A 25972-nucleotide genomic window follows, 5' to 3' on the forward strand; every position below is an offset into this window, starting at 1 on the left:
TCACGGTCCAAAAGACAAAAAATGCTGCACCGCAGGAGAGAGACACTTTGACCGTGGCGACCACGCCCCTGGCCGAGGAATTTGGCGCCCAAGGCGATGACGCGACGCGTGCGCGCTGGATGGCCCTGGTCGAGAAGACCCTGAAGGGCCAGAGCTTCGACGAGGCTTTGACCGTCGTCACGCCCGACGGCCTGACCATCCAGCCGCTTTACACGGCCAAGGACGGTGTCGCCGTGGCCCGCGACCTGCGCGCCCGTGACCCGGAACGCCCCTGGGACCTGCGCGTCCGCGCCGCCCATCCCGATCCCGCCCGCGTGGCGAAAGAGATCCTGACCGACCTGGAAGGCGGCGCGGCGTCAGTGCTGCTGGCCATCGACCCGACCGGCGCGAACGGCGTCGCCGTCGGCTCGGCGGAAGATCTTTCTCTGGCGCTGTCCGGCGTTCTGGTCGACCTGGCCCCCGTCGCCCTCGACGCCGGTTTCCTCGGCCCCAGGGCCGCCGACTGGCTGGCGACATTGGCCAAGGCCGCGCCGAACGCGCCGCTGGCCTTCCACATGGATCCGCTGACCGCCTTCGCGCAGGCGGGGACCAGCCCCGGCCCGATCGAGAGCCACGTGTTCAACGCCGCCACGGTCGGCGCGCGCCTGGCCGAGACCTATGCCAAGGCCACCCTGTTCCTGGCCACCGGTCGCGCCGCCCACGAGGCCGGCGGCTCGAACACCGAAGAGCTGGCCGTCATGACCGCCAGCGCCCTCGCCTACGCCAAGGCCCTGGTGCGCTCCGGGCTTTCGATGGAAGAGGCCTTCGGCCGCATCGTGCTGGGCGTCAGCCTGGACGGCGAGTACTTCACCGGCGTCGCCAAGGTCCGCGCCGCCAAGGCGATGTGGGCGCGGCTCACGCAAGCCTGCGGCGTCTCGATCGCGCCGAGGATCGAGGCCCGCTCCTCGCGCCGGATGCTGGCCAAGGCCGACGCCTGGACCAACCTGCTGCGCCTGACCGCGGCCGGGTTCGCCGGCGCGGTCGGCGGGGCGGACGCGATCCTGCTGGACGCCTTCACCGACGCCATCGGCCTGCCCACCGCCTTCGCCCGCCGCCAGGCCCGCAACACCCAGCTGGTTCTGATGGAGGAGAGCCACCTGGGCCGCGTCGCCGATCCCGCCGGCGGGTCCTGGTACCTGGACAGTCTGACCGACCAGATGGCTCGCGCCGCCTGGGGCGGCTTCCAAGCCATCGAAGGCGCCGGCGGCGTCATCAAGGCGCTGGAGAGCGGCCTGGTCGCCGACGCGGTGGCCAAGACCCGGGCCGCGCAGGAAGCGGCCTTCGCCGACAAGAGCCGCAAGATCCTCGGCGTCACCGTCTTCCCCAACGCCGACGACAAGACGCCGGAGGTCGAGCCCCCCGATGCCGTCGCCGTGGCCGGTCCCGACGTCCGCCTGCCCGGTCCTGACAGCCATTGCCCGGCGCTGACGCCGGTTCGTTTCGCCGCCGCGTTCGAGGGAGCCTGAGCCATGAGCAAGTTCCCCGACTTCACCACCATCGACTTCGCCGAAGTCGCCACCGCGCCCGCGCCGGAGGGCGAGATCTGGAACACGCCGGAGGGCGTCGCGGTCGCTCCGGCCTTCGACGCCGACGACGTGGCCGATCTGGACTTCACCGGCGGCTATCCCGGCGTCGCGCCCTATGTGCGCGGCCCCTACCCGACCATGTACGTGACCAATCCTTGGACGGTGCGGCAGTACGCGGGCTTCTCGACCGCCGAGGACAGCAACGCCTTCTACCGCCGCAACCTCGCGGCGGGTCAGATGGGTCTTTCGGTGGCCTTCGACCTGGCCACCCACCGCGGTTATGACAGCGACCACGAGCGGGTGAAGGGCGACGTCGGCATGGCGGGTGTGGCCATCGACTCGATCCTGGACATGCGCACGCTGTTTTCCGGCATCCCGCTCGACAAGATGAGCGTCTCGATGACCATGAACGGCGCGGTGCTGCCGATCCTGGCTCTCTACATCGTGGCGGCCGAGGAACAGGGCGTCTCCCCCGACAAGCTGTCGGGAACGATCCAGAACGACATCCTCAAAGAGTTCATGGTGCGGAACACCTACATCTATCCGCCCGCGCCCTCGATGCGGATCATCTCGGACATCTTCGCCTTCACCTCGGCGAACATGCCCAAGTTCAACTCGATCTCGATCAGCGGCTATCACATGCAGGAAGCCGGCGCGACGGCCGACCTGGAGCTGGCCTACACTTTGGCCGACGGCATCGAATACGCCCGGGCCGGCGTCGCGGCCGGCATGAGCATCGACGTCTTCGCCCCGCGCCTGTCGTTCTTCTGGGCGATCGGCATGAACTATTTCATGGAAGTCGCGAAGATGCGCGCGGCGCGCCTGCTGTGGGCCCGCCTGATGAAGCGCGAGTTCGATCCCAAGGACGACCGCTCGCTGTCCCTGCGCACCCACAGCCAGACCTCGGGCTGGTCGCTGGCGGCGCAGGATGTGTTCAACAATGTCTCGCGCACCTGCGTCGAGGCCATGGCCGCCGTGAACGGCCAGACCCAGAGCCTGCACACCAACGCCCTGGACGAGGCCCTGGCCTTGCCGACCGACTTCTCGGCCCGCATCGCCCGCAACACTCAGCTGTTCCTGCAGATGGAGAGCGGCACGACCCGCGTCGCCGACCCGTGGGGCGGCAGCTACTACGTCGAGCGCCTGACCTACGAGCTGGCCCGCAAGGCGCTGGGCCATATCGAGGAGGTCGAGGCGGCCGGCGGCATGGCCAAGGCTATCGAGCAGGGCATCCCCAAGCTCCGCATCGAGGAAGCCGCCGCCAAGACCCAGGCCCGCATCGACGCAAACCGCCAGAGCGTGGTCGGCGTCAATCGCTACAAGCCCGAGGTCGCCGACGACATCCCGATGCTGAAGGTCGACAACGGTTCGGTGCGTGCGCAACAGCTGGAAAAGCTGGCGCGTCTGAAGGCCGAGCGCGACCCAGCCGCGACCGAGGCCGCCCTGAAGGCGCTGGAGAACGGCGCGCGCGGGACGGGCAACCTGCTGGCCCTGGCCGTCGACGCCGCGCGCGCCAAGGCCACGGTGGGCGAGATCAGCCTGGCCATGGAGAAGGTGTTCGGCCGCCACCGCGCCGAGATCAAGGCGATCGAAGGCGTCTACGGCAAGGAGGCCGGCGCCGATCCCAAGATCGCCCGTGTCCGCGCCATGGTCGCGGCGTTCCGCGAGGCCCATGGCGGCGCGCCCCGGATCATGGTCGCCAAGATGGGCCAGGACGGCCACGACCGCGGCCAGAAGGTGATCTCCAGCGCCTTCGCCGATCTCGGCTTCCAGGTGGAGATTGGCCCGCTGTTCCAGACTCCCGCCGAAGCCGCCGACGAGGCCATCAAGGCCGGCGTGCACGTGGTCGGCGCCTCGTCGCTGGCGGCCGGTCACCTGACCCTGGTGCCCGAGTTGAAGGCCGAACTGGCCAAGCGCGATCGATCCGACATCGTGGTCGTGGTCGGCGGCGTGATCCCGCCCCAGGACTTTCAGGCCCTGTTGGACGCCGGCGCCGCCAGCATCTTCCCGCCGGGCACGGTCATCGCCGACGCCGCTATCGAGGTGCTGGAAAAACTGAACGTCCAGCTGGGCTACAGCCAGGAAACGGCGGCTTAGCGATCCGCTAGCCGGCCTTGCGACGGAACAGGCCGCGCTTCCTCTTCGACCGTTCCAGGGCCACGTCCTCGGGCAGGCCGTGGCGCGCCTCGATGTCCTTCTGGAGCGCCTTGGCGGCCATCAGGTGGCCAGGGAACAGGGTGTCGACGGCCCAGCCCAGGACCGGCACGGTATCGGAGAGGTTGTCGGCCGCCAGATACGCCGCCATCCGCGCCAGGGTGGCGGGCGAGGCGCCGCCCTGGAAGCCGTGGACCATCAGCAGGGCGCCGGCGCCGAGACCATAGGCGAGACCCACGCCAGGCACCCAGGCCAGCACGCCGTCCAGGCCGATGCCCAGCGGCCCGATGCCGATCAGCCGGTCCGACAGGCGCTTGACCGTCTCGGCCGAGCGCCAGGCGCGGTGGGCCTTGGCGCGCCGGCTTTCGTGGCGGTCCGAATAGGCGGTGGTGACGGAGATGTCGTCGGTCATGCTGTGCTGAACGCCCCGCCCCTTTTGTCGTTGCCACTAGCCCAGGAAGACGACCCGGCGCTTTTCCTTGCCCGACTGGATGCGGGCCAGCAGTTCACGATATTCCTGGGTCGCCTGCACGTCCTTGCGCGAGCCTTCGAAATAGATCGTGTCGTCCATGTGCTTGGTCAGCATGTCGGCCGACCACTTGTGGCCGGTGAACAGCACGTCGATCGCCTTGCCGGCCACCGGGATCGATCCGGCGACGGTGTCGATCAGAATGATGGCGACGATCTGGATGACGATCATCGGCGCGGCCCGGGCCCGCACGGCGTCCAGCACGATCAGGCCGCCGGCGCCCAGGCTGTAGAGCTCGCCCGCCCCCGGGATCCAGGTCAGCAGGCCATCCAGGCCGATGCCCAGCGGCCCGACGCCGACGACATTGTCGGAGAGCTTCTTCACCCGCTCGACATTGTTGCGGATGTTGTGCAGCTCGATGTGCGACTTCGCGAAGATCACCAGGCGGCTCCGGATGGTAAACGCCGGCAATCTGCCTGAAGCGTGGCCATGCAGGAAGGGCCGCCCAGCCAGATTCCCCCTTTGAGCGAACCTCGTGATCGAAAGTGTTCCTTCGCAGGAGAGCCCCTCGCGAATGGCGGTGTTTGCGCCTAAGTTGACGCGACTATCGGCCAGGATTCCCGGATGCTGATCACGACCACGCCGTTCATCGAGGGCCACCCCGTCCGGGAGTACAAGGGCGCGATCTACGCCCAGTCGATCCTGGGCGCCAATGTCGTGCTCGATCTGCTGGCGGCCATCCGCGATTTCGTCGGCGGTCACTCCAAGTCGTACGAGCGCGTCCTGGCCCGGGCCCGCGAGGACGCCATGAAGGCGCTGATCAAGGAAGCCGAGAAGGTCGGCGCCAACGCCATCCTGGCCGTCGACCTCGACTACAACACCGTCGGCCCCAACGCCCAGATGATGATGGTTTCGGTCTCCGGGACGGCGGTCGTCCTCTAGGCGGCTCGACGGCGTCAATCATATCCCAGCAGCGCCCGCAGTCCCGGCGCGTGGAAATCGACGACCCGCTTGTGGATGTCGGACAGCACGGCCGGCACCTCGGCGGTGACCTTGAGGTTCTCGCTGGCGGTGCGGCTCTCGCGGCGGTCCGCGCCGGCTTCGACGCGGTCTCGCCAGTCGGTGGGCAGGTCCAGGCCGCAGTCGGCCAACAACTGGCGGAAGAAGGCCTCGGCCCGCTTGGAGCCCAGGTCCTTCAGGTTCTCGACGATATCCTCGTAGCGGACGATTACGGCGCTGGAGCCCATCCAGGCCACTGCGTTCATGGCGTAGATGTCCTTCAGATCGGGGACGCGGCCATGCGCGCCCAGGATCATCATCATGATGACATCCTCGACCGAGGCGCCGCCGTCCTTGATGTGGTTCAGGTTCCCCTGGAATTCGTCGGACAGGTAGAAGCGCGCCCGCGCCAGCACCCAGTCGTAGGGGTCGCGGACCAGCACGATGTGGCGAGTGTCGCGCAGGGCCACCGCCGACTCGTCGGAAAACAGCATGTGCCCCCAGCTGATCATCGGCTTGTCGAGCGAAAAGGCGCCGAGGCTGCGCGACAGCAGGGCGTGCTGGATGTACTCGCGCCGCCAGTGCTGATCGGGGGCGACGAACATCCGCAGGATATTGCGGATCAAGTGAGTGCCGGCCTTGGGCACGCTGTTCAGGAAGACCGGCCGCTGTAGCCGCGCGCGGTCGAAACGCTCGCCGATGGCGTCGAGATTGTCGGGCTTGCCGCGGATGATGGCGTTCACGCTGTGGAGCCTTGAAACTGAAGGAAGCCGACAGAAAAACGGCGGCGGATCGCTCCGCCGCCGTCATCTTAGAGGATCGGGTCGGGACTAGAAGTGCGCCTTGATGTTCAGGAAGGCGCGACGCCCCAGATAATCGTACTGCGATGACAGGACCGAGGTCCCGACCGTGTTGTACTTGCCCTGGCCGATCGTCAGGGCCGGCGGCTGCTCGTCGAACAGGTTCGAGACGCCGCCAGTGATCGACCAGCCTTCGAACTGCTTGCGCAGCGAGACATTGTGGTACGCGGTGAACTCGGTGTGGATCTTGTAGAACAAGGTCCCCGTCGTGTTCTTGTCCACCTCGGTCTCGGCGTCGGAGGCCTTGCCGATCATGTCGACGCCCCAGAACCCCGTCCAGTCGCCCTTCTGGAAGCTCAGGTTCAGCTGACCGGTCCAGTCCGGATCGCCCACGAAGCCGTTCTGGTCGACGACGGTGTCGGCGAACTTGGCTTCGGTGTCCTTCAGCTGCCAAGTCGATTGCAGCTCGGTCGTCATACGGACGTCCCAAGGCAGGTCGACACCATACTGGACGGTCAGGTCGATGCCGCGGTTAATCTGTTCGGCGATGTTGATGTAGTTGTTGGTGACCGTCGTGATCAGATGCGACCCGGCGTTGCGGGTGAACAGGCCGCAGAGCCGATCCTTGGGGAAGTTCAGCGACTTGTAGCACTGGTTGATGATCGTCGCCGCGCCCAGCTGTGTCACCTCGTTCTTGACGTCGATGTCGAAGTAGTCGACCGCGACCTGCAGATCGGCGAACTTTGGCGTCCAGATCACGCCATAGGTCTTGGCCAGCGAGGTCTCAGCCTCGAGCGCGCCCTTGCCGCCCGACGAGGTCACGGTCGCCTGAGCGCCTGAACCCGTATAGTTGTCCGGCACGCCGTCCGCCCGGCAGTTGTCGGCGACGCGTTGGGTGATATTGCCCTGCGTCAGGTTTTGGCCCCATCGCACGCAAGGATCGATCGCGCGCTGGTTGGCGAAGGCCGTCTCGGCGTTCTTGTAGAGTTCGAACAAGGCCGGGGCGCGGAACGAAGTGCCGCGCGTGGCGCGCAAGCGCAGGGACGGGACGATCTGCCAGTTCAGGCCGATCTTGTAGGTGTCGTCCTCGCCGTAGGAATTGACCTTGGTGTGACGGCCAGACAGCGATAGCTCGACGTTCTTGGCCAGGAACATGTCCTTGAAGATCGGGATGCTGATTTCGCCGAACACTTCGCGCGCCAAGTCGTCGCCCTTGGTGACCCCCGAAGCCGAGTCACCCCAGATGTTGCCGGCCAGGGTGATCGGGCCCGGGACGTCGTTGATCGAGTCCTTGCGGTAGTGGAAGCCCAAGGCGACGCCGACCTCGCCGGCCGGTAGCGAGAATACGTTGCCCGAAACCGAGCCCTCGATGATCAGCTGCTTGTAGACCGTCTTGCCGGTCTCGGTGTCGAACAGGAAGGCCTCTTCCTGCGGCGTGTACTTGCCGGCCAGGAAGTCCGGCGTGACCCATGAGACATCGACGCATTGACGCTTGCTGATCGGCGTGACGTAGCCGACGCACGAGGCGGTCGGACGGATGATCGAATTGCCGCGAGCTCCCAGCCCGGTCGCCCAGGTGGTCGGATCGCTGGGGTCGCCGTCACGCCGGCCATCCGCGCTGTCGACGGCGTCCTGCAGGAGCACGTCGTGCGAATAGAGGCCCTTGCTGTGGCTGTACTGGGTGAAGATGTCCCAATCCCAGCTCTTCAGGAAATCGATCTTGCCGAAGTCGCCGCGAAGCCCGCCGAGGTAGCGCTGATAGTCGACGCGCTGGCCCGAGCGGTAACGGTTGGTGACCGGGGTCGGCGACAGGATGTAGTCGCCCGTGAAGCCGGCGGAGAACGGATCGTAGTCGCCGGTGTACTGATAGCTCCAGAACTGGCGATAGCCATTGGTCTTGGTCGCCCGGCGGTTCAGCAGGATCTCGCCATACGCCTCGACGCTATCGGTGATCTTGAAGGCGCCCTGGGCGAACACGGTGTTGCGCTCGGTGCGCGGCGTCAGGGACGAGGCCAGGTAGAACGGGCTGGTATAGTCCAGCACGCCGTTGTCGGGGGCCTGCGGGTCGGCGCTGTAGCCGACGGTGTAGAAGCCGGCCGGCATGCCCGGATAGCCGCCGCCCGCCGGAACCTGCGGGATCAGGCCCTTGATCTTGCCGGTGTAGTCGTACTGCAACTTGCCGTCCAAGCCGGAGAAGTTGAAGTCGTAGAGCCAGATCTGATCGTACAGCAGGTCACGGCACTGGATCTGGCCGGTGCGCGGATCGATCGGGTCCCGGCGCTTGCCGTTGGAGTCGGTGATGTAGGAGCGGCCGCAGTTGGTGTAGGGGCGTTGGCCGTTCGTCTGCTCGGCCTTCTTGAAGTACTCGTACGAGATGCTGAGAAAGCCGCGATCGAAGGTCTTGGCCCAGCTGGCGCTGGCCGAGTACTGCTCGCCGCCGTGCTTCTGCGGCTGGCTGTAGAACATCTCGGCGTCGATGCCGTCGGTGTCGCGCTTGGTGATGATGTTGACCACGCCGGCCACGGCGTCCGAGCCGTAGATCGAGGAGGCGCCGTCCTTCAGGATGTCGACATGGTCGATGACCGACAGCGGCAGGACGTTCAGGTCGAAGGCCGAGACGCCCCCGCGGGTGCCGGCCGGACCGGCGCGGCGGCCGTTCAGCAGCACCAGGGTGCGGTTCGGGCCTAGACCACGCAGCGACACGGTTTCCGAGCCTGGGCCACCGTCGGTGACGAAAGCGCTGGAGATGGCTGACGTGACCTGGGGCGAGCCCGAGGCGATCGTCGACGCCTGCAGCAGGCCCGTGGCGCTGGCGATGCCGCGCAGCTGGCCTTGCTCGGCCGAGATCACCTGGATCGGGTCGGGGCTGTTGAACGCGCTGCGCTTGATGCGCGAGCCGGTGACCACCACGGCCTCGACTTCGGTCTGGGCCTGATCGGTCGGCGACGGCGGCGCGGTCTGAGCCAGGGCCGGAGCGGCCCCGCCCGCCGCCAGCCCCGCGATGATCGTCGAGGCCAGAAGATGTCTGCGATGGATGAGCATTGGAGGATTTTTCGCCTTGAATTGCGGACTACGCGGCACGCCTCCCCACCAAGCCCCCGCTGGCGCGACGATTCACCGCACTGGCACCCAACCCGCTTCGCGACATCGCCGCAATCTTGCCGTCGCATATTCGTCGTATTTTGAACGAACTGTTGCATCCGACACGCAGTGGCCGTCTCTGTTGACCGGTTCGCGACCTCCCGAACACTTTACGCGTACGGCAAGCCGCCAGTTACGGGTGCGTGCGTTGCTTGATCGCCTCGCATAACAAGTCCGAGATTTGCCCGCCGAATGAAAAAAAGCCGCCGGTCGCCCGGCGGCTTCTTTGTCTCGCCAAATGTGGATGAAGTCAGGCTTCGGCGGGCGAGGCGAAGCGCTTGGCCTGGGCGATCCAGGCGTCACGTTCGGCCCGGCCCTTCAGGTTCAGCAGTTGGTCGTACGAGGCCAGTTCGTCCGGCGTCCAAGCGGCGATCTGGCTGAAGGTCGTTACGCCCAGTTCGGCCAGGGACGCGGCCAGCTTGGGCCCAACGCCGACTAGGCGGGTCAGGTCGTCACCGACGGTTTCGGCGGCGGTTGCGACGGCTTCAGACGCGGTCTCGACGACGGGGGTGACCGCTTCGGCGATCTCGGCCGGAGCCTCCACGACCACTTCGGCCGCCTGGGCGATCGCCGGTTCGGCCTCGGCCACCGGTTCGACAAGCGGTTCGGCGACATCCAGGCTGGCGGCGGCGGTCTCGACGACCTCCTGGGCCGCGTCCAGTACCGTCTCGGTGGTCTGGACGGCCAAGGCGACGGCGCTGACGACCGGCTCGGCGATCGCTTCGACCAGCGGGGGCGCGGCTTCCAGCTCGGCCACGGTCTCGGCCGGCGGGGCGACGGGCTCCGGCGTCAGAGCCATCAGGGCTTCGAGGTTGACCGCTTCACGCCAGCGCGACGCCCACCACCAGTAGGTCGCGCCGGCCGCGGCCGCGCCGCCGAACATCAGCCACAGCGGCGAGGCCGCGCCGATCGCTAGGTGCGGGGCGGTCCGCGCCTCGGCTTCGTCGGCCTTGTACTCGGGAAGGAAGGAGAAGATCGAAACCATGGCGCGCTCCCGAAGATCAAGGAATATGGGCAACAGCGATCTATTGCGGTGCAACATAACACGGAAAATACGTTCGCAAGCGCAAAAATTCTGGCCTCGGGTCAAGTCAGGCCGAACACCTTCAACAACAGGCTGGCGCCGATCAGGACCGCGATCATGAGCAGCATCGGCAGGCGCGTGGCGAAGACCAGCATCAGGGCCAGCACGGTCAGGCCCAGCGCGCCGTAGTTCAAGCTGGCGAGGTCCGGCAGCAAAACACGGATCAGCTCCGCGACCTCCAGGGTCTGGCCGCCACGGAACAGCAGGTGAATGGCGAACCACAGGGCCAACTGGCCGATCACCCCGACCGAGGCGGCCGAGATCAGGGCCAGGGCGCGCGACGGACGCGGGCGCCGACCCCAGCGCTCGAAAAGCGGCCCGCCAGCGAAGATCCACAGGAACGAAGGCGCGAACGTGGTCCAGGCCGCCATCAACCCGCCCAGCAGGCCCAGGACCCAGGCCCATTCCGGCGCGGCGGTCTGGAAGGCGCCGACGAAGCCGACAAAGACGAAGACCAGGATCAGGGGTCCCGGCGTGGTCTCGGCCAGACCCAGGCCGTCCAGCATCTGGGTCGCCGACAGCCAGCCGAACGCCGAGGCGGCCTGGCCGATATAGGCGAGCGCGGCGTAGGCGCCGCCGAAGCTGATCGCCGCCAACCCGCCGAACGACAGCCCCATCCAGGCCAGGGTCGAGCCCGGCGCGACGAGCCAGGCCAGCGCGATCGGAGCCAGCCATAGCGCCAGACAGACCAGGGCCGTGCGCCCCTGCCCCTTTGACGGCGCGGGCTCAATGGCCGAAGCGCCGTCATCGCCCTTGGCCGTCGCCCAGCCCAATACGCCCGCCCCCAGCACCACCAACGGGAACGGCACGACGGTGAAGGCCAGCAGGGCGAAGGCCGCGCCGCAGACGATGGCGGCCAGGCGATCCTTGATCGCCCGCTTGCCGATCTTCAGCAGGGCCTGCAGCACCAGCGCCACGACCGCGGCCTTGAGACCCAGCAGCACCGGCGCCGCCCAGTCCGAATGGCCATGGACAACGTAGAGCGCCGAAAGGCCCAGCATGACCGCCAGGCCCGGCAGCACGAACAGCAGGCCCGCCGCCAGCCCGCCCCGGATCCCGTGCAGCCGCCAGCCCAGCCAGGTGGCCAGCTGCTGGGCCTCGGGACCGGGCAGCAGCATGCAGAAGCTCAGCGCGCGCGCGAACTCGTCATCGTCGACCCAGTCGCGGGTCTCGACCACCTCGCGATGCAGCAGCGCGATCTGACCGGCCGGACCGCCAAAGCCTAGCAGGCCGATCTTCAGCCAGACACGCAGGGCCTCGCCAAGGCTGGGCGGGTTGGCGGTCAAGTCAGGTCCGCCAGACGCGCGAACGCCCGCCGGGCTCGCCCAGCCGGGCGGCGATCCAGTCGCCGGCCTGTGTCGCCGCCTCGTCCACGGCAGGCGGCGCGCCGATCATCACCATCGCGCAGCCGTTCATCTTCATGGGATCCGTCAGAGGTCGCAGGCGAAGCTCGGCGACTAGCAGCCGGTCCGTGACGGTTTCCATCGCGCGCAGGAAGGCGTCGAAGGTCTCCAGATCCTTGATCGGCAGCCAGATCGCCAGGGCGGCGTCCTTGGCCCGGGCCAGGACGGCCCGGGTCGTCGCCGCGATCCGCGCGTAGTCGTCCGGCCGCTCGAACGGCGGATCGATGACCACGAAGGCCCGCCCGCCCCGCCCCGCCTGCTGGACGGCGGTCGCATAACCATCGGCTTCCAGGGCCTGCGCGCCGGCATGGGGGGCCAGGGTCTGGCGCAGAATCTGGACGTCGTCGGGCCGAAGCTCGCAGCCGGCGTAGCGGTCCGCCCGCCGCAGAGCCCGCGCCATCAGCAGCGGCGAGCCAGGATAAAGATCACCGTGCTTGCTGCCGTTTGGGCCGGCGTTCATCTCGGCCACCGCCTTCAGCAACGGGTCAAACACCGACGGGGCGTCCATCGCCGCCTTTAGACGAAAGACGCCGGCCTGGGCCTCGCCCGAGCGCCGGGCCATCTCGCCGGACAGGTCGTAGCCGCCCGCGCCCGCGTGGGTGTCGATCACCGACACGGCGTCGCTCTCGCCCTGCAGGGCAGAGAGCATGGCCAACAGGATCGCGTGCTTGTGCAGGTCGGCGAAGTTGCCGGCGTGGAAGGCGTGGCGGTAGTTCATCCTCGTCCCTACCACGCCCCGTGCGCGCGACCAGCCTCGCGCAGTTCCTGGACCATCATGTCCTTCAAGGCCTGGGGCGCGATGATCTCGACCGCGTCGGCCCAGGTGAACAGGTGCCAGGACAGTTCGCGCATGCCGCCGGCGCGGAAGGTGACCAGCACCGAGCCGTCCGGCTCCGGCGTCACCTTCTGGGTGGCGTGGAAGCGCCAGCGCAAGGCGTCCTCGGCGCGCTCCTTCTTGATGCGCAGGACCACGTCCTGGATCTCGTCGTGATAGATGCCGAAGCTCTCGTCGGCGAAGGCCTGCAGCGAAAAGTCCTCGGGCGGCGGGGCCGGCTTGTCGAGGACCTTCAGATCGCTCATCCGGTCCAGGCGCCAGGAGCGCGGCTTGCCGCTCTTGCCCTCCGACGCCACCAGATAGTTGCTGCGACCGAACAGGACGCCCAGCGGCGTCACCTCCCGCGTCCGCCCCGGCGTGCTGCCGCCCTCATAGCGGAACGACAGGGCCGAAAGGCCCTTGATCGCCGTGCGGATGGCGGCCAGCAGCGCCTGGTCCTCGAACGGCCTGGGCCCGGCATGGACGGCGATCGTCTCCGCCTGGACCAGCGCCTCGACGTCCGGCGCCACGCGCCGGCGCGCCGAGCCGCGCAGGGCCGACAGCAGCTTGGCCTCCAGAGCATAAAGCGAGGCGGCGCGGCTCTCGGCGCCGGACGCCTTGTAGGAATCGGCCGCCGTGCGCAGAGCCGCCAGCTCCTCGGCGGTCGGGGTCTGGAACAGGCCGTCCAGCCCCGAGGGGATCCGGAAGCGCTTGGTCGGCGGATCGTCGATCGCTTCCATCTGCGGGAAGGCGGCCCAGACGGCGTCGCGCATCCGCTCGGCCGTGCGACGGCCGACGTCCAGGGCCTGAGCCATCTCGTCCAGGGTCAGCCCCTCGGCCGAACCCGCCAGCATCCGGGCCAAGTCCAGAAGGCGTGTCGCTTTCTCGTGTCTCATGAGGAGACATATACGACCGTTTTTGTCGCAATGCCCAGACATTCTGCGGATGTCGAGACTGGAGAACCTAAGGACGCCTTGATGTCGCGCTTCGCCTGCTCCCCCTGGGCCGCCGCCCCCGTCAACCAGGCTATGATCTCGGCCGTGCTGGATTTCGCCGACATCCACCGCGATCTGGGCGGCGGGCGCACCCTGCGCCGGATCAGCCACGAACGCGCCGCCAAGGCCGACATGTTCCTGCTGCTAGGCCGCGACGTCGAGCGCGTCACCGACATCGGCCTGGTGTGGAACGACCGCGAGGATCAGATCGTGCGGGTCACCGACGACGCCGAACTGCGCGATTCCCGGATGGCCGCCTGGGAAGAGGCCTTCGAACTGTTCGAGACCGAAGAAACCGACGAAATGGCCGAACCGATGCGCCTCGTCGCCTGAACCTTGGGGGTCCGCCGGACGCCCGGCGCGACCTCCGCGCGTGCTCGAAACGCGCGCATCTGCCTAAAATCCGAGTTCCGCCGCCGCGCAAAACGGCGCCCACCGGGCGTCGGCGCGGTTGTGGCGGTTTCCTGACACCCTCCCATTGCCGAACGCCAGAACGTGCCTCCCCATGAATAGATCGGGGAGTATCCGATGCATTTTTGGTGACTGCGTCAAAAAATATAAACGTCGGGAGAAAAACGCCATGGATGGAGCATTCAACACGCGTCAATAAACACAAAGAGGGGGTTATTAATGACTCGGCGTTTCAAACCCGCACTGTTGGCGGGCATTTCGGCATTGTCCATTACTATCGGTTACTCTGCACACGCCTTTGCCGCTGATGCTACGGCGACGCCGCCCGACCAGACCGAAGTCGACACCATCATTGTCACCGGCACGCGCCAGACGGGCCTGCGTGTCATCGACAGCCCCGCCCCCGTTCAAGTCGTCGACACCAGCACGCTGGAGCGCACGGGCGCGGTCGACCTGCGCGTCGGCCTCGCGAACCTGGTGCCCTCGTTCAACGCCCAGGCGTTCGGCGGCGACACCGCCAACCTGACCCTTTCGGCCCGCCTGCGCGGCCTCTCGCCCAACCAGGCCCTGGTGCTGGTCAACGGCAAACGCCGCCACACCACCGGCAACCTCGCCGTGCTCTCGGGCGTCTATCAAGGCGCCGCCGCCGCGGACCTGGGCTTCATCCCGATGGCCGGCATCGGTCGCATCGAAGTGCTGACCGACGGCGCCGCGGCCCAATACGGCACCGACGCCATCGCCGGCGTCGTCAACATCATCCTGAAGAAGAACGCTTCTGGCGGCTCGATCTCGGCCACTGGCGGTGAATATTTCGACGGCGGCGGCAAGACGGCCGGCGGTTCGATCAACATCGGCATGTCGCCGACCGAGAAGAGCTATCTGAACATCACGGTCGAGAGCAAATATCACGGCTTCTCCAACCGCGGCCTACCCGACCAGCGCGTCTTCAATCCCGCCAGCCCCAGCTATTCGGCCGCCAACAACGCCGTCGAGAGCCAGATCCCGGGCTATCCGAACCTGAACCTGATTTCGGGCGACGCCGAGTACCGCCTGAACAACCTGACCTACAACGCCGGCATCGAACTTCCGGCCGACTTCGAGGTCTATTCGTTCGGCACCCTGGGGCACAAGGACGCCTCGGCCTACGAAAACTACCGCCGCTACAACCGCATCCAGGGCAAGCAGGGCGCGGCCGACAGGCCTTTCCCGCTGGGCTTCAGCCCGCGTGAACGCATCATCGAAGACGACTACGCCATGACCCTGGGCGTGTCGGGCAAGCTTGTCGGCTGGGATCTCGACGTCTCGTCGACCTACGGCAAGGACGACATCGAGGTTCGCGTCGAGGACTCGGCCAACGCCAGCCTCTACACCGACACCTCGACCCTGACGACCAAGGGCTTCACTCCGACCTCGTTCCACGCGGGCAGCTGGCGCACCACCCAGTGGACCAACAACGTCGATCTGCGTCGCGGCTTCGACGTCGGCTTCGAGGCGCCGCTGGACGTCGCCGTCGGCTACGAACAGCGCCGTGACACGTATCGCATCGGCCAAGGCGATACGGCCTCGACCTACAAGGAAGGCTCGCAGTCGTATCCCGGCTTCCAGAAGACGGACGCCGGCGGCCATTCGCGCACCAGCTGGGCGCTGTACGGCGACGTCGCCGTCACGCCGGTCACCGCCTGGAAGATCGACGCGGCCGTTCGCTACGAGAAGTTCAGCGACTTCGGCGACACGACCGTCGCCAAGCTGACCAGCCGCTACGACTTCAGCGAGATGTTCGCGATCCGCGGCACGGCCTCGACCGGCTTCCGCGCCCCGACCCTGGCGGAGTCGTACTACTCGGCCACCAACGTCTCGCCCACCAGCGCCTTCGTGCAGCTGGCCCCGAACTCGCCGGCGGCCCGCCTGCTGGGCATCGATGCGCTGAAGCCCGAGAAGTCGAAGAACTACAGCCTGGGCATCGTGGCTCACCCGATCCCGAAGATGACGGCGACGATCGACGCCTATCAGATCAATCTGAAGGACCGCATCTTCGGCTCCAGCTCGGTCTACGGTCTGCGCAACGGCGTGGTGGTCAACAGCAACGTCAACGCCGCGATCGCCGCCAACGGCAACGTGCTGGACAGCACGGTGGCCAGCACCGGCATCAACATCTTCTCGAACGGCCTGGACACCCGCACGCGCGGCCTGGACTTCGTGGTCGCTTATCCGACCGACCTGGGCGACTACGGCCGCGTCGACTGGACGCTGAGCGGCAACTTCAACAAGACCAAGATCACCAAGGTCAAGTCGGCTCCGACCGCCCTGGCGACCACCAGCGCGGCCTTCCCGACGGGTCAGGTCCTGTTCGCCGGCAACGCCGCCTCGCTGCTCGAGAAGGCCGCGCCGAAGTACAAGATCGGCCTGAACGGCCTCTACACCTTCGGCAAGGTCTCGCTGTCGTTGACCGAGACCTTCTACGGCAAGGCCGAGGCCCTGTCGGATCCGGGTACCGGTCCGTTGCTGAACACCGTGGCCAGCGCCACGGCGATCACCGACGCCGAGCTGTCCTACAAGTTCCCGATGGGCGTCACCGCCGCGATCGGGGCCAACAACCTGTTCAACAAGTATCCGGACAAGTTCACGGCCGCGTTCCAGACCGCCTGCGTCGCCTCCGGCGGCGGCTGCGTGACCCAGTATCCGGGCTTCTCGCCGTACGGCATCAACGGCGGCTACTACTACGGCCGTCTGACCTTCGCCTTCTAAGGCGAGGTGACCGGCTGAAACGCGAAGGGGCGGACCGAAAGGTCCGCCCCTTTTGCTTGTCAGAGCCTCTTGCCCATCCGCACCAGCGGCACCCGATACCCCGTCGAGGTCACCGCCTCGAACGGCTCGATGTCGTGATAGCCGCACGCCCTGTACAGCGGCGCGCCGCCCATGGTCGCGGCCATCTCGACGCGGGAGAAGCCCTCGGCTCGCGCCGCCACCTCGCAAGCGTTCAGCACGAGGCGGCCGACGCCTTTGCGGGTGTGGGCGGGGTCGGTGTACATCGCCCTAACCCTCGCCGCGTCCGTCGTTGGATCCAGCAGCGCCGCGTTGCGTCCGGACGAGTGATCGCCGCCGAACAGCGTGGCCCGCCGGCTCCAGCCGCCGCAGCCGGCGATCGCCTCGCCCTCTTCAACCACGAAATAGGTGCCGTCGGCGATCAGCTGGGTGTCCAGCCCCATGATCTCGAACGAGGCCTTCACGCCTTCTGGCGGCAGAAACGCCTGCAGCAGCTCGCCGATCGCACGGTCCATCAGCGCCGACAGGACGGGCATGTCGTCGGGACGCGCCAGGCGCAGGCGCAAGCTAGGATTGGGGTTGGGTGCGGACGAATTCATAAGGGCTCCATGACGACGTCGCGGCGCGCGAGAAAAACAGGGATTCGTCGAGTCCGCGGCGATCTTTCGTCCACGCACACCGATCGCTCAAAGCGCGCCCCAGGCGCCCAATGGCGAGGCTTCCACACTGTCAGTCTCCGTCTCGACTGAAAACGGATTGCGTCGTCCGGCCTGGAATTTCGAGATGTCCCCGCCCGGCGCGACGTGATCGCCGGAACGAGGCCGGCGCCAAGGCGACGCTGGCCGACCAACAAGGACGGCGGGGATTTCATGAGTGGATTGGACGCGTCTTCGGCGGGTGGCGTACTCACACGCCGTCGGTTCTTCGAAAGCCTGGCCGCGGTCGGCGGCATGTCGCTGGTCCTGTCCGGCATGGAGGCCCTGGGCTTCGGCATGGCCTCGGCGACCGAGCTGCCGCCCGAGCTGACCGGCGGCGCGAAGGGAACCAAGATCATCGTGCTGGGCGCGGGCCTGGCGGGCATGACCGCCGCCTACGAACTCAGCAAGGCCGGCTATCAGGTGCAGGTGTTGGAGGCCCGCGCCTTCGCCGGCGGCCGCTGCCAGACGGCGCGCAAGGGCTTCAAGCACACCGACCTGATCGGCCACGAACAGACCTGCGAATTCGACGACGGCCACTACATCAACCACGGCCCCTGGCGGATCCCGTACCACCACCGCTCGACCCTGCACTACACCAAGAAGTTCGGCGTGCCGCTGGAGAGCTTCGTCAACGACAACGACGCCTCCTACGTCTATTTCGAAAAGGGGGCGGGCCCGCTGGCCGGCAAGCCGGTGCGCAAGGGCGAGATCGCCGCCGATATCAGGGGCTACACCGCGGAACTGGTCGCGAAGGCCGCCAGCCAGGGCCAATTGGACGCGCCGCTGTCGGGGATCGACCGCGAGCGGTTCGTCGCCTACCTGGTCAATGAAGGCCGCCTGTCCAAGGACCTGGCCTATAAGGGCACGGAAGGGCGCGGCTTCGCGGTTCATCCCGGCGCGGGCGTCGATCCGGGCCCCGGCAAGGAGCTGCCGCCCTACGCGTTCAAGGACGTGCTGGACAGCAACGCCTGGCGGGTCCTGAGCTCGGTCACCGGCTTCGAGCAGCAGCGCACCATGCTGCAGCCGATCGGCGGCATGGACCAGATCGCCAAGGCCTTCGAGAAGCAGGTCGCGCCGATGATCCGCTACGGGGCGGTCGTCGAGAAGATCAAGCAGTCGCCGACCGGCGTCACGGTCTCGTACAAGGGCGCCGACGGCAAGCCCGCCGAGGTCACCGCCGACTACTGCGTCTGCACCATCCCGCTCAGCGTGCTGAAGCAGATCGACCTGGACGCCTCGGCCCCGTTCAAGGCGGCGATGGAAGGCGTCTCCTACGCGCCGGTCAACAAGATCGGCCTGCAGATGAAGACCCGCTTCTGGGAAGACAAGCACCACATCTACGGCGGCCACATCTACAACGACATTCCCGGGATCAACACGATCACCCTGCCCTCCTACGGCTGGCAGGGCCAGAAGGGCGTGCTGCTGGGCTACTACGCGTTCGGCGGCGAGGCGGCGCGGATCAGCGCCAAGACCCCGGCCGATCGCGCGGCCTTCGCCGTGGCGGCGGGCCAGAAGATCTTCCCGGAATATGCCGAGAACTTCGACAACGCCTTCTCCTTCAGCTGGCACCTGGCCGAGTACAATCTGGGGGGCTGGGCCGAGTGGGGCGAGAACGGGCGAAAGGAGTCGTATCCGCTGCTCTGCCAGCCGGACGGTCGCCTCTATCTGGCCGGCGAACACCTCAGCTACCTTGGCGGCTGGCAGGCCGGCGCCATCGAGTCGGCCTGGCAACAGATCGCCAAGATTCACGCCCGCGTGCAGCAGGCCTAAGACCTCGAGGACCGGATGACCTTTGCCTATCGTCTCGCCGCCCTGGCTCTCCCCTTGCTGATTGGGAGCGCTGGCGTCGCGGTCCCCGCGCTCGCCCTGGCCGACGGGAAGTCGCTGTTCATGGACAACTGCTCGGCCTGCCACCAGGTCACGGGCAAGGGCGTCAAGGGCGCCTTCCCGGCCCTGGCCGGCTCGCCGTTCGTGCAGGGCGATCCGAAGATCGTGATGACCACCGTGCTGAACGGCCGCGCCGGCATGCCGTCCTTCAAGGACGATCTGACCGACGCCGATCTCTCGGCCATCCTGACCTATGTTCGCTCGTCGTGGGGCAACAAGGCCTCGGCCGTGACGCCCGCCGACGTCGCCAAAGCCCGCGCCGCGGCCAAGGCCGGCGCCAAGTCGCGCGGCCTACAGGCCCACTGATCCCTTTGAACCGAAATCCCAACCTTGTTCCGGAGAGACCCATGAAACGCCTCGTCGCCCTCGCCGCCGGCCTCTGCGCCCTCGCCGGCGCCGCCAACGCTCAGGAAGTCGTCCACAGCGGCGATCCCAAGTCGCCGATCGCCAGCGTCGTCACCGTGCCCGCCGGCTATGACATGATCTATGTCAGCGGCATGACTCCGCCCGTGATCGACGAAAAGGCCACTGGCGTGGCCAAGTTCGGCGACACCAAGACCCAGACCCTGGGCGTGCTGGGCCGCATCGAGGCCGCCCTGAAGAGCCAGGGCGCGACCATGGCCGATGTCGTGATGATGCGTGTCCTGCTGGTCGGCGATCCGGCCAAGGAGGGCAAGATGGACTTCATGGGCATGATGGAAGGCTACAAGACCTACTTCGGCACCGCGACCCAGCCCAACAAGCCGGCCCGCATCACCAGCCAGATCACCTCGCTGGTGCAGGACGGCATGCTGGTCGAGATCGAGGTCCAGGCCGCGAAGAAGAAGTAGCCGCGACAGCCTGAGCTTCGTATTTCACCGTTCCGCGAAATTATTTTCGTGACAACGTTGTCAAATCCGATTCAAACAGCTATATGGAAATCAGCCCTTTCGGGCGTTTCCTCCCAATGACTCGGCCGCCCTCTTCTCCTGGAGGGCGGCCGTTCTTTTGCCCGGGCGGCGGCGATATCGCGCGCGCGGCCCGCGTGGTAGTGGACGGCCGATGAGCCAGAGCCCCGCGTTCCGATCCGCCGTCCGTCTCGTCGCCCTGCTCAACCTCGCCTATTTCGCGGTCGAGATGGTCGTGGCGCTGCGCATCGGCTCGGTGTCGCTGCTGGCCGACAGCGCCGACTTCTTCGAGGACGCCGCGGTCAATTTCCTGATCCTCGCCGCGCTGGGCTGGAGCGCCTCTCGCCGCGCCAAGGTCGGAACGGCGCTGTCGGCGATCCTGCTGATCCCGGTTCTGGCCTTCGTATGGACGCTGTGGCGCAAGCTGGGCGCCCCGACGCCGCCCGAACCGCTGGCTCTGAGCGCCACGGGTCTCGGCGCCCTGGCCGTCAACCTCGTCTGCGCCTTCGTCCTGGCCCGCCACCGCGCGGTCGCGGGCAGCTTGTCGAAGGCCGCCTTCCTGTCGGCGCGCAACGATGCGGTCGCCAACATCGCCATCATCTTGGCGGGCCTCTTGACCGTCGTGACTCGCTCGATCTGGCCCGACATCCTCGCGGGGCTCGGCATCGCGGTCATGAACCTGGACGCCGCCCGCGCCGTCTGGCGCGCCGCGCGGCGGGACGCCGAGGACGCTCGCGCCTGAGGTTTGGATCGGGCCCTACGCCGTAAACACCCGCCCGTCCCGCGCCTCGACCGGCCACGGCGTCAGCCTGGCGCCCACGCAAGGACCGCCGACGCAGGCGCCGTTCTCCACCGTGAACACCGCCCCGTGCCAGGAGCAGGCGATCAGGCCGCCGTCCGGCGTCATGTACTGGTCCAGCTGCTGCGCCAGCGGCAGGCCGGCGTGCGGACAGCGGTCGACATAGCCAAACACCGCCTCGCCCTTGCGGACCACGAAGCCGTGGAAGCGCTTGTCGCCAATCTGCAGCACGTAGTTCCGCGCTCCACCGTCGGCGATCAGGTCCAGCGGGCCGAGATTAATACCGGCGCGCGTCTCCCAGACCCTTCCGACGACGGCGGGCGCGTTTTCGCTCAAACCCGCTCGACCGTCTGCTCGATGGCCCCGAAGATCGAGTGGCCCTTGGCGTCCTTCATCTCGATCCGGACGGTGTCGTCACCCAACAGGAACGGCGTCTTGGCCTTGCCGGTCAAAAGGGTCTCGACCGTGCGCAGCTCGGCCAGGCACGAATAGCCGACGCCGCCTTCGGCGATCGGCTTGCCCGGGCCTTGGTCGGCGCTGCGATTGCTGACCGTGCCAGAGCCGACGATCGTGCCGGCGCTCAGCGACCGGGTCTTGGCCGCGTGGGCCACCAGGGTCCCGAAGTCGAAGGTCATGTCGACGCCGGCGTCGGCCTTGCCGAAATCCTTGCCGTCCAGCTCGATCAGCAGGGCGCCGTGCAGCTTGCCGTCTCTCCAGGCGTCGCCGAGCGCTTCGGGCGTCACCGCCACCGGCGAGAAGGCGCTGGCCGGCTTGGACTGGACGAAGCCGAAGCCCTTGGCCAGCTCGTCCGGGATGAGGCTGCGCAAGCTGACGTCATTGCAGAGCATGACCAGGCGGATGGCGGCCAAGGCCTCCTCGCGGCTGGCGCCCAGCGGCACGTCGTCGGTGATCACCGCGACCTCGCCTTCGAAGTCGCAGCCCCAGGCCGCGTCGGCCAGCGGGATCGGATCGCGCGGGGCCAAGAAGCCGTCGGACGCGCCCTGATACATCAGCGGATCGGTCCAGAAGGTCTCGGGCATCTCGGCGCCCCGCGCCTTCCGCACCAGCTGCACGTGGTTCACATAGGCCGAGCCGTCGACCCACTGATAGGCGCGCGGCAGCGGGCTGAGGGCGTCGTGCTCGTGGAAGCGCTCCTTGGGCACCGCCCCGTGCTCGAGGCTGTCGGCCAGGCCCTGCAGCAGCGCCCCACAGCGTCCCCAGTCGTCCAGCGCCGCCTGCAAGGTGGGCGCGACCGTCCCGGCGTCGGTGAACCAGGCCAGGTCGTTGGACACCACCACCAGACGGCCGTCGCGGCCGCCCTTGAGAGACGCGAGCTTCATGGGCGCTTCCTTTTGTTTCTTCTAGTTACGGCAGGCTTCTCGTTAAGGCAGCTTGGCCTTGGGGAAGCCCGTCCAGCAGGCGTCATAGTCACCCTGAAGCGCGGAAGTCTCCAGCGCGAACTTCGTCGGCCGTATCACCCAGCGGCTCTCGAACATGAAGGCCATGGTCCCGTCGATCTTGTGCGGCCCTAGCTCGGCCTCCGTCGCCTTCTGGTGACTGGCCACGTCGGGGCCATGATCGCTCATGCAGTTGTGCAAGGACGCCCCGCCCGGCGAGAAGCCGCCCGCCTTGGCGTCGTAGGCGCCGTGGACCAGGCCCATGAACTCGCTCATCACGTTGCGGTGGAACCACGGCGGGCGGAACGTGTGCTCGGCCACCATCCAGCGCGGCGGGAAGATCACGAAGTCGCAATTGGCCGTGCCGGGGATCTCGCTGGGCGAGGTCAGGACCGTGAAGATCGACGGATCGGGATGGTCGAAGCTGACCGTATTGATCGTGTTGAAGCGCGCCAGCTCGTAGCGGTACGGCGCGAGGTTGCCGTGCCAGGCGACCACGTCCAGCGGGCTGTGGTCCCACTCGGCGGCCCACAGCTGACCCTGGAACTTCTGGATCACCAGGGTCGGCGTATCGATGTCCTCGAACGCCGCGACCGGAATCTCGAAGTCGCGGGGATTGGCCAAGCCGTTGGAGCCGATCGGTCCCAGGTCCGGCAGCTTGAACGCCGCGCCGTGGTTCTCGCAGACATAGCCGCGCGACGGGCCGTCGACCTCGACCCGGAAGCGCACGCCGCGCGGGATCACCGCGATATGGCCGGGTCCGGCCGTCAGCACGCCCATCTCGGTGACCAGGGTCAGCACGCCCTGCTGCGGCACGATCAAGAGCTCGCCGTCGGCGTCATAGAACACGCGGTTCCGCATCGAGGCGTTGGCGAGATAGACGCAGATGCCGATCCCGGCCTGGGTCGCCACGTCACGATTGCCGGCCAGGGTCACGAGGCCGTCGACGAAGTCGGTCGGTTCCGCCGGGATCGGCAGCGGATCCCAGCGCAGGCGGTTGGGCGTCACCGGGCCGTCGAACGGACCACTGGCCAGCTTGCCTTGCGCATAGGGCTGGTAGGGACCGTGCCCGGCGCTGGGCCGCAGGCGATAGAGCCAGCTCCTGCGGTTCTCGTGCCGCGGCGCGGTGAAGGCCGCGCCCGACAGTTGCTCGGCATAGAGGCCGAACGGCACGCGCTGTGGCGAGTTCTGGCCTACGGGCAAGGCCCCGGCCACGGCTTCGGTGGCGAAGTGGGAGCCGAAGCCGGTTTGGTAGCGGAGGTCCATGGTTGGGTCCTTGGATCTTTGAAAGGTGTCATCCCGGGCGGAGCGTAGCGCAGACCCGGGACCACCGCACGCGCCGGCGCTTCCGGCGGTCCCGGCTCGGCGCGCTTCGCGCTTGGCCGGGATGACAGGTTAGAAGCCTAAGCCTCGACCGTGATCACGCCCCGGCGGATCTGGTCCAGCTCGATGCTTTCGAACAGGGCCTGGAAGTTGCCGTTGCCGAAGCCCTGGTTGCCTTTGCGCTGGATGATCTCGAAGAAGATCGGGCCGAACAGGTTCTCGGTGAAGATCTGCAGCAACAGGCCTTCTTCGCCGACATTGCCGTCCAGCAGGATGCGGTTCTTCTTCAGCCGCTCCAGGTCCTCGCCGTGGCCGGGCACGCGCTTGTCGACCAGCTCGTAATAGGTCTCGATCGTGTCCTGCAGCTTAACGCCCCGGGCGCGTAGCTTCTCGACGGTGTCGTAGATATTCTCGGTCGTCAGAGCCAGGTGCTGGATGCCCTCGCCGTTGTACTGGCGGATGAACTCCTCGATCTGGCTCTTGTCGTCCTGGCTCTCGTTCAGCGGGATGCGGATGGCCTTGTCGGGCGCGATCATCGCCTGGCTGAACAGGCCGGTCGCTTGGCCCTTGATGTCGAAGTACTTCTGCTCCTCGAAGCCGAAGACCTGGTGGTAGAAGGTCGACCAAGTGCGCATCTGGCCGCGTTTGACGTTGTGGGTCAGGTGGTCGAGCAGATCCAGGCCGACATTGTTCTTGGCCTCGGCCAGGGCCGCGCCCGGAACCTGCTCCCAGCCGTCATAGATGGTGCCGGCGTCGCCGTAGCGGTCGACCAGATAGAGCAAGGACCCGCCGATGCCTTCCAGCACCTTGGCGTCAGCGCCCAGCAGCGAGCGCGAGGCGTCGGCCGCCTTGGCGCCGCGCTTCAGCGCCTCGGCATAGGCGTGCTCGACGCTTTCGACGCGGAAGGCCATGCCATTGGCCGACGGGCCGTGCGCCTTACGAAACTCGGCGACTTGGCCGCTCGTGTCGTCATTGACGATCAGGTTGATGCGGCCCTGCTTGTAGCGGGTCGCCGGCTTGGTCGGGTGCTTGCTGGCCGCGACGAAGCCCAGCTGCTCGATCAGAGCCTTCATCGTCGCCGGATCGGGGCTGGTGAACTCGACGAACTCGAAGCCGTCGAGGCCCAGCGGGTTCTGTTCAGTCACGAGGGTCATGCGGGTTCTCCCTGCAGGCAGGCGTTGAGCGCCCGCGCGAACGTGTCGATGTTATCAACGGTCAGGCCGGCCAGATTGATGCGGCCCGAGCCGGCCATGTAGATCGCGTGCTCCTCGCGCAGCTGGGCGACCTGGGCGGAAGACAGAGGCAGCAGCCCGAAGAGACCGTGCTGGCCGGCCAGCGGCGCCAGCGCCGGAACCGCCTTGGCCAGACGCTGACGCAGGTCGGCCACGCGGCTGCGCATGGCTTCCAATTCGGCTTTCCAGATGGCGGTCAGGGCCTCGGATTCAAGGATGATCCGCACCGTGGCCGCGCCATGGTCGGGCGGCATCGACCAGTTGGTGCGCGCCAGGGCCCGGATGTTGCTGGCGGCCAGGTCCAGGATCGCGGCGTCGCGAGTCAGGGTGTAGAGCGCGCCGACCCGTTCGCGATAGAGCCCGAAGTTCTTGTCGCAGGAATAGGCCAGCAGGCCGTCCTCGGCCGCCTTCAGCACCAGGCGCGCGCCAGCCGCGTCGGCCTCGAGGCCAAGCGCCAGGCCCTGATAGGCCAGGTCGATCAGCGGCGTCAGGCCTTTGCGCCCGACTAGCTCGGCGATGGCGCGCCATTGGTCCAGGCTGTAGTCGGCGCCGGACGGGTTGTGGCAGCAAGCGTGCAGCAGGACGACGTCGCCCGCGCGCGCCGTCTCCAGCGTCGTCATCATCTCGTCGAAGCACAGGCGCTGGGCGCGCTGGTCGTAGTGTCGGAAAGTGACCGTCTCCAGGCCCAGCTGATCCAAGATCTGGGTGTGGTTGGGCCAGGTCGGCGCGCCGACGAAGACGCGGATTTCCGGGCGCGCGGCCCGCAGCAGCTCGCAGGCCAGGCGAACCGCGCCGGTGCCGCCAGGCGTCTGCACCGCGAAGACCTCGTGGCTGACGCGATCGCCGAAGATGATCGGCTTGAGCAGATCCAGAAAGCCGATGTCGCCTTCAGGGCCGAGATACGACTTGGTCGACTGACCGTTCAGCAGCAGCTGCTCGGCGGCCTTCACCGACTCCAGCACCGGCGTCGCGCCCCGGTCGTCGCGGAACACGCCCACGCCCAGGTCGATCTTGTCGGCGCGCGGATCGCGGCGGTAGAGCCCGATCAGTGACAGCAGGGAGTCCGGCGCCTTGGGCGTCAGGCCGGCGAACACGGAGGAAGAGGTCATGGCGCTTTCCGCGAATGATCGACGGAAGGCAGCTTATCG

General features: G+C 67.3%; 23 protein-coding genes. 9 read left to right on the forward strand and 14 right to left on the reverse strand.

Translation table 11 applies throughout. The annotated features are described in order from the left end of the window. The first annotated feature begins 119 nt into the window (after positions 1-119). Positions 120-1505 (forward strand): methylmalonyl-CoA mutase family protein, encoded by a 1386-nt coding sequence (locus tag ABIC66_RS08125; protein WP_354069401.1) that lies wholly within the window; start codon positions 120-122, stop codon positions 1503-1505. Positions 1506-1508: 3 nt separating this feature from the next. Continuing rightward, positions 1509-3662, forward strand: coding sequence for a methylmalonyl-CoA mutase (scpA, locus tag ABIC66_RS08130; protein WP_354069230.1), 2154 nt, complete (start codon positions 1509-1511; stop codon positions 3660-3662). 7 nt (positions 3663-3669) lie between these two features. Here scpA and ABIC66_RS08135 read toward each other — a convergent pair whose 3' ends face one another. Together ABIC66_RS08135 and ABIC66_RS08140 are read right to left on the reverse strand one after the other, a co-directional pair. Continuing rightward, complete coding sequence (locus ABIC66_RS08135; protein WP_354069231.1) at positions 3670-4131, reverse strand: DUF4112 domain-containing protein; 462 nt, start codon at positions 4129-4131, stop codon at positions 3670-3672. 36 nt (positions 4132-4167) lie between these two features. Further along, positions 4168-4632 carry a DUF4112 domain-containing protein gene (locus ABIC66_RS08140; RefSeq protein WP_354069403.1) on the reverse strand — a complete coding sequence of 155 codons (465 nt, stop codon included), beginning with the start codon at positions 4630-4632 and terminating at the stop codon, positions 4168-4170. A gap of 180 nt (positions 4633-4812) precedes the next feature. Between ABIC66_RS08140 and ABIC66_RS08145 the strand changes: the two genes are divergently transcribed. Further along, a complete protein-coding gene (locus ABIC66_RS08145; protein WP_354069233.1) occupies positions 4813-5130 on the forward strand; it encodes a heavy metal-binding domain-containing protein in 318 nt (105 codons plus the stop codon). Positions 5131-5144: 14 nt separating this feature from the next. Here ABIC66_RS08145 and ABIC66_RS08150 read toward each other — a convergent pair whose 3' ends face one another. From ABIC66_RS08150 to ABIC66_RS08175, 6 genes are all read right to left on the reverse strand, one after another. Next, on the reverse strand, positions 5145-5930 hold the full coding sequence (locus tag ABIC66_RS08150) for a hypothetical protein (protein ID WP_354069235.1): 786 nt from the start codon (positions 5928-5930) through the stop codon (positions 5145-5147). Positions 5931-6017: 87 nt separating this feature from the next. Further along, positions 6018-9029, reverse strand: a complete 3012-nt coding sequence (locus ABIC66_RS08155; RefSeq protein ID WP_354069237.1) for a TonB-dependent receptor plug domain-containing protein — start codon at positions 9027-9029, stop codon at positions 6018-6020. A 349-nt stretch (positions 9030-9378) separates the two neighbouring features. Further along, the gene (phaH, locus tag ABIC66_RS08160; RefSeq protein WP_354069239.1) at positions 9379-10113 is read right to left on the reverse strand and encodes a phasin PhaH; all 735 of its coding nucleotides are present in this window, start codon (positions 10111-10113) and stop codon (positions 9379-9381) included. A 101-nt stretch (positions 10114-10214) separates the two neighbouring features. Next, positions 10215-11498, reverse strand: a complete 1284-nt coding sequence (chrA, locus tag ABIC66_RS08165) for a chromate efflux transporter (protein WP_354069240.1) — start codon at positions 11496-11498, stop codon at positions 10215-10217. A 1-nt stretch (position 11499) separates the two neighbouring features. Then, positions 11500-12333, reverse strand: coding sequence for a 23S rRNA (adenine(2030)-N(6))-methyltransferase RlmJ (rlmJ, locus tag ABIC66_RS08170; protein WP_354069242.1), 834 nt, complete (start codon positions 12331-12333; stop codon positions 11500-11502). An 8-nt stretch (positions 12334-12341) separates the two neighbouring features. Continuing rightward, positions 12342-13325: a helix-turn-helix transcriptional regulator gene (locus tag ABIC66_RS08175; protein ID WP_354069243.1), complete on the reverse strand. Its 984-nt coding sequence runs from the start codon at positions 13323-13325 to the stop codon at positions 12342-12344. An 81-nt stretch (positions 13326-13406) separates the two neighbouring features. Here ABIC66_RS08175 and ABIC66_RS08180 point away from each other — a divergent pair, with 81 nt between their 5' ends. Further along, entirely contained in the window at positions 13407-13757 is a 351-nt protein-coding gene (locus tag ABIC66_RS08180; RefSeq protein WP_354069245.1) for a hypothetical protein, read from the forward strand. Between the two features lie 297 nt (positions 13758-14054). Next, positions 14055-16580, forward strand: coding sequence for a TonB-dependent receptor plug domain-containing protein (locus ABIC66_RS08185; protein ID WP_354069246.1), 2526 nt, complete (start codon positions 14055-14057; stop codon positions 16578-16580). A 59-nt stretch (positions 16581-16639) separates the two neighbouring features. Here the strand turns inward: ABIC66_RS08185 and ABIC66_RS08190 are convergent, their stop codons facing one another. Next, positions 16640-17197 carry a GNAT family N-acetyltransferase gene (locus tag ABIC66_RS08190; protein ID WP_354069248.1) on the reverse strand — a complete coding sequence of 186 codons (558 nt, stop codon included), beginning with the start codon at positions 17195-17197 and terminating at the stop codon, positions 16640-16642. A 270-nt stretch (positions 17198-17467) separates the two neighbouring features. Here ABIC66_RS08190 and ABIC66_RS08195 point away from each other — a divergent pair, with 270 nt between their 5' ends. The 4 genes from ABIC66_RS08195 to ABIC66_RS08210 all read left to right on the forward strand — a co-directional run bounded on the left by ABIC66_RS08195 (position 17468) and on the right by ABIC66_RS08210 (position 20815). After that, complete coding sequence (locus ABIC66_RS08195; RefSeq protein ID WP_354069249.1) at positions 17468-19069, forward strand: flavin monoamine oxidase family protein; 1602 nt, start codon at positions 17468-17470, stop codon at positions 19067-19069. Between the two features lie 15 nt (positions 19070-19084). Then, on the forward strand, positions 19085-19492 hold the full coding sequence (locus tag ABIC66_RS08200) for a c-type cytochrome (RefSeq protein ID WP_354069251.1): 408 nt from the start codon (positions 19085-19087) through the stop codon (positions 19490-19492). Between the two features lie 41 nt (positions 19493-19533). Next, entirely contained in the window at positions 19534-20016 is a 483-nt protein-coding gene (locus ABIC66_RS08205; protein ID WP_354069252.1) for a RidA family protein, read from the forward strand. Positions 20017-20227: 211 nt separating this feature from the next. Continuing rightward, complete coding sequence (locus ABIC66_RS08210) at positions 20228-20815, forward strand: cation efflux transmembrane domain-containing protein (RefSeq protein ID WP_354069253.1); 588 nt, start codon at positions 20228-20230, stop codon at positions 20813-20815. A 15-nt stretch (positions 20816-20830) separates the two neighbouring features. Here the strand turns inward: ABIC66_RS08210 and ABIC66_RS08215 are convergent, their stop codons facing one another. The 5 genes from ABIC66_RS08215 to ABIC66_RS08235 form a co-directional block, all read right to left on the reverse strand. Continuing rightward, positions 20831-21208 (reverse strand): Rieske (2Fe-2S) protein, encoded by a 378-nt coding sequence (locus ABIC66_RS08215; RefSeq protein WP_354069255.1) that lies wholly within the window; start codon positions 21206-21208, stop codon positions 20831-20833. After that, positions 21205-22212, reverse strand: a complete 1008-nt coding sequence (locus ABIC66_RS08220) for a fumarylacetoacetate hydrolase family protein (RefSeq protein WP_354069257.1) — start codon at positions 22210-22212, stop codon at positions 21205-21207. The genes ABIC66_RS08215 and ABIC66_RS08220 overlap by 4 nt, the downstream gene beginning before the upstream one ends. 42 nt (positions 22213-22254) lie before the next feature. Continuing rightward, entirely contained in the window at positions 22255-23535 is a 1281-nt protein-coding gene (hmgA, locus tag ABIC66_RS08225; protein ID WP_354069258.1) for a homogentisate 1,2-dioxygenase, read from the reverse strand. A gap of 137 nt (positions 23536-23672) precedes the next feature. Beyond that, a complete protein-coding gene (hppD, locus tag ABIC66_RS08230) occupies positions 23673-24746 on the reverse strand; it encodes a 4-hydroxyphenylpyruvate dioxygenase (RefSeq protein WP_354069260.1) in 1074 nt (357 codons plus the stop codon). Next, the gene (locus ABIC66_RS08235) at positions 24743-25933 is read right to left on the reverse strand and encodes an amino acid aminotransferase (protein ID WP_354069261.1); all 1191 of its coding nucleotides are present in this window, start codon (positions 25931-25933) and stop codon (positions 24743-24745) included. Before ABIC66_RS08235 ends, hppD begins: the two co-directional genes overlap by 4 nt. Positions 25934-25972 lie beyond the last annotated feature (39 nt).

The sequence above is a fragment of the Caulobacter sp. 1776 genome, assembly GCF_040545685.1.
Lineage (GTDB): Bacteria > Pseudomonadota > Alphaproteobacteria > Caulobacterales > Caulobacteraceae > Caulobacter.

Bases quoted from the DNA above. Each gene is read 5' to 3' on its own strand.
- ABIC66_RS08175 (WP_354069243.1), bottom strand. From the start codon at position 13,325: ATGAGACACGAGAAAGCGACACGCCTTCTGGACTTGGCCCGGATGCTG.
- rlmJ (WP_354069242.1), bottom strand. From the start codon at position 12,333: ATGAACTACCGCCACGCCTTCCACGCCGGCAACTTCGCCGACCTGCAC.
- ABIC66_RS08210 (WP_354069253.1), top strand. From the start codon at position 20,228: ATGAGCCAGAGCCCCGCGTTCCGATCCGCCGTCCGTCTCGTCGCCCTG.
- ABIC66_RS08235 (WP_354069261.1), bottom strand. From the start codon at position 25,933: ATGACCTCTTCCTCCGTGTTCGCCGGCCTGACGCCCAAGGCGCCGGAC.
- ABIC66_RS08155 (WP_354069237.1), bottom strand. From the start codon at position 9,029: ATGCTCATCCATCGCAGACATCTTCTGGCCTCGACGATCATCGCGGGG.
- phaH (WP_354069239.1), bottom strand. From the start codon at position 10,113: ATGGTTTCGATCTTCTCCTTCCTTCCCGAGTACAAGGCCGACGAAGCC.
- hppD (WP_354069260.1), bottom strand. From the start codon at position 24,746: ATGACCCTCGTGACTGAACAGAACCCGCTGGGCCTCGACGGCTTCGAG.
- ABIC66_RS08135 (WP_354069231.1), bottom strand. From the start codon at position 4,131: ATGACCGACGACATCTCCGTCACCACCGCCTATTCGGACCGCCACGAA.
- hmgA (WP_354069258.1), bottom strand. From the start codon at position 23,535: ATGGACCTCCGCTACCAAACCGGCTTCGGCTCCCACTTCGCCACCGAA.
- ABIC66_RS08195 (WP_354069249.1), top strand. From the start codon at position 17,468: ATGAGTGGATTGGACGCGTCTTCGGCGGGTGGCGTACTCACACGCCGT.
- ABIC66_RS08125 (WP_354069401.1), top strand. From the start codon at position 120: ATGGCCCTGGTCGAGAAGACCCTGAAGGGCCAGAGCTTCGACGAGGCT.
- ABIC66_RS08190 (WP_354069248.1), bottom strand. From the start codon at position 17,197: ATGAATTCGTCCGCACCCAACCCCAATCCTAGCTTGCGCCTGCGCCTG.
- ABIC66_RS08205 (WP_354069252.1), top strand. From the start codon at position 19,534: ATGAAACGCCTCGTCGCCCTCGCCGCCGGCCTCTGCGCCCTCGCCGGC.
- ABIC66_RS08220 (WP_354069257.1), bottom strand. From the start codon at position 22,212: ATGAAGCTCGCGTCTCTCAAGGGCGGCCGCGACGGCCGTCTGGTGGTG.
- ABIC66_RS08180 (WP_354069245.1), top strand. From the start codon at position 13,407: ATGTCGCGCTTCGCCTGCTCCCCCTGGGCCGCCGCCCCCGTCAACCAG.
- ABIC66_RS08185 (WP_354069246.1), top strand. From the start codon at position 14,055: ATGACTCGGCGTTTCAAACCCGCACTGTTGGCGGGCATTTCGGCATTG.
- ABIC66_RS08145 (WP_354069233.1), top strand. From the start codon at position 4,813: ATGCTGATCACGACCACGCCGTTCATCGAGGGCCACCCCGTCCGGGAG.
- ABIC66_RS08200 (WP_354069251.1), top strand. From the start codon at position 19,085: ATGACCTTTGCCTATCGTCTCGCCGCCCTGGCTCTCCCCTTGCTGATT.
- scpA (WP_354069230.1), top strand. From the start codon at position 1,509: ATGAGCAAGTTCCCCGACTTCACCACCATCGACTTCGCCGAAGTCGCC.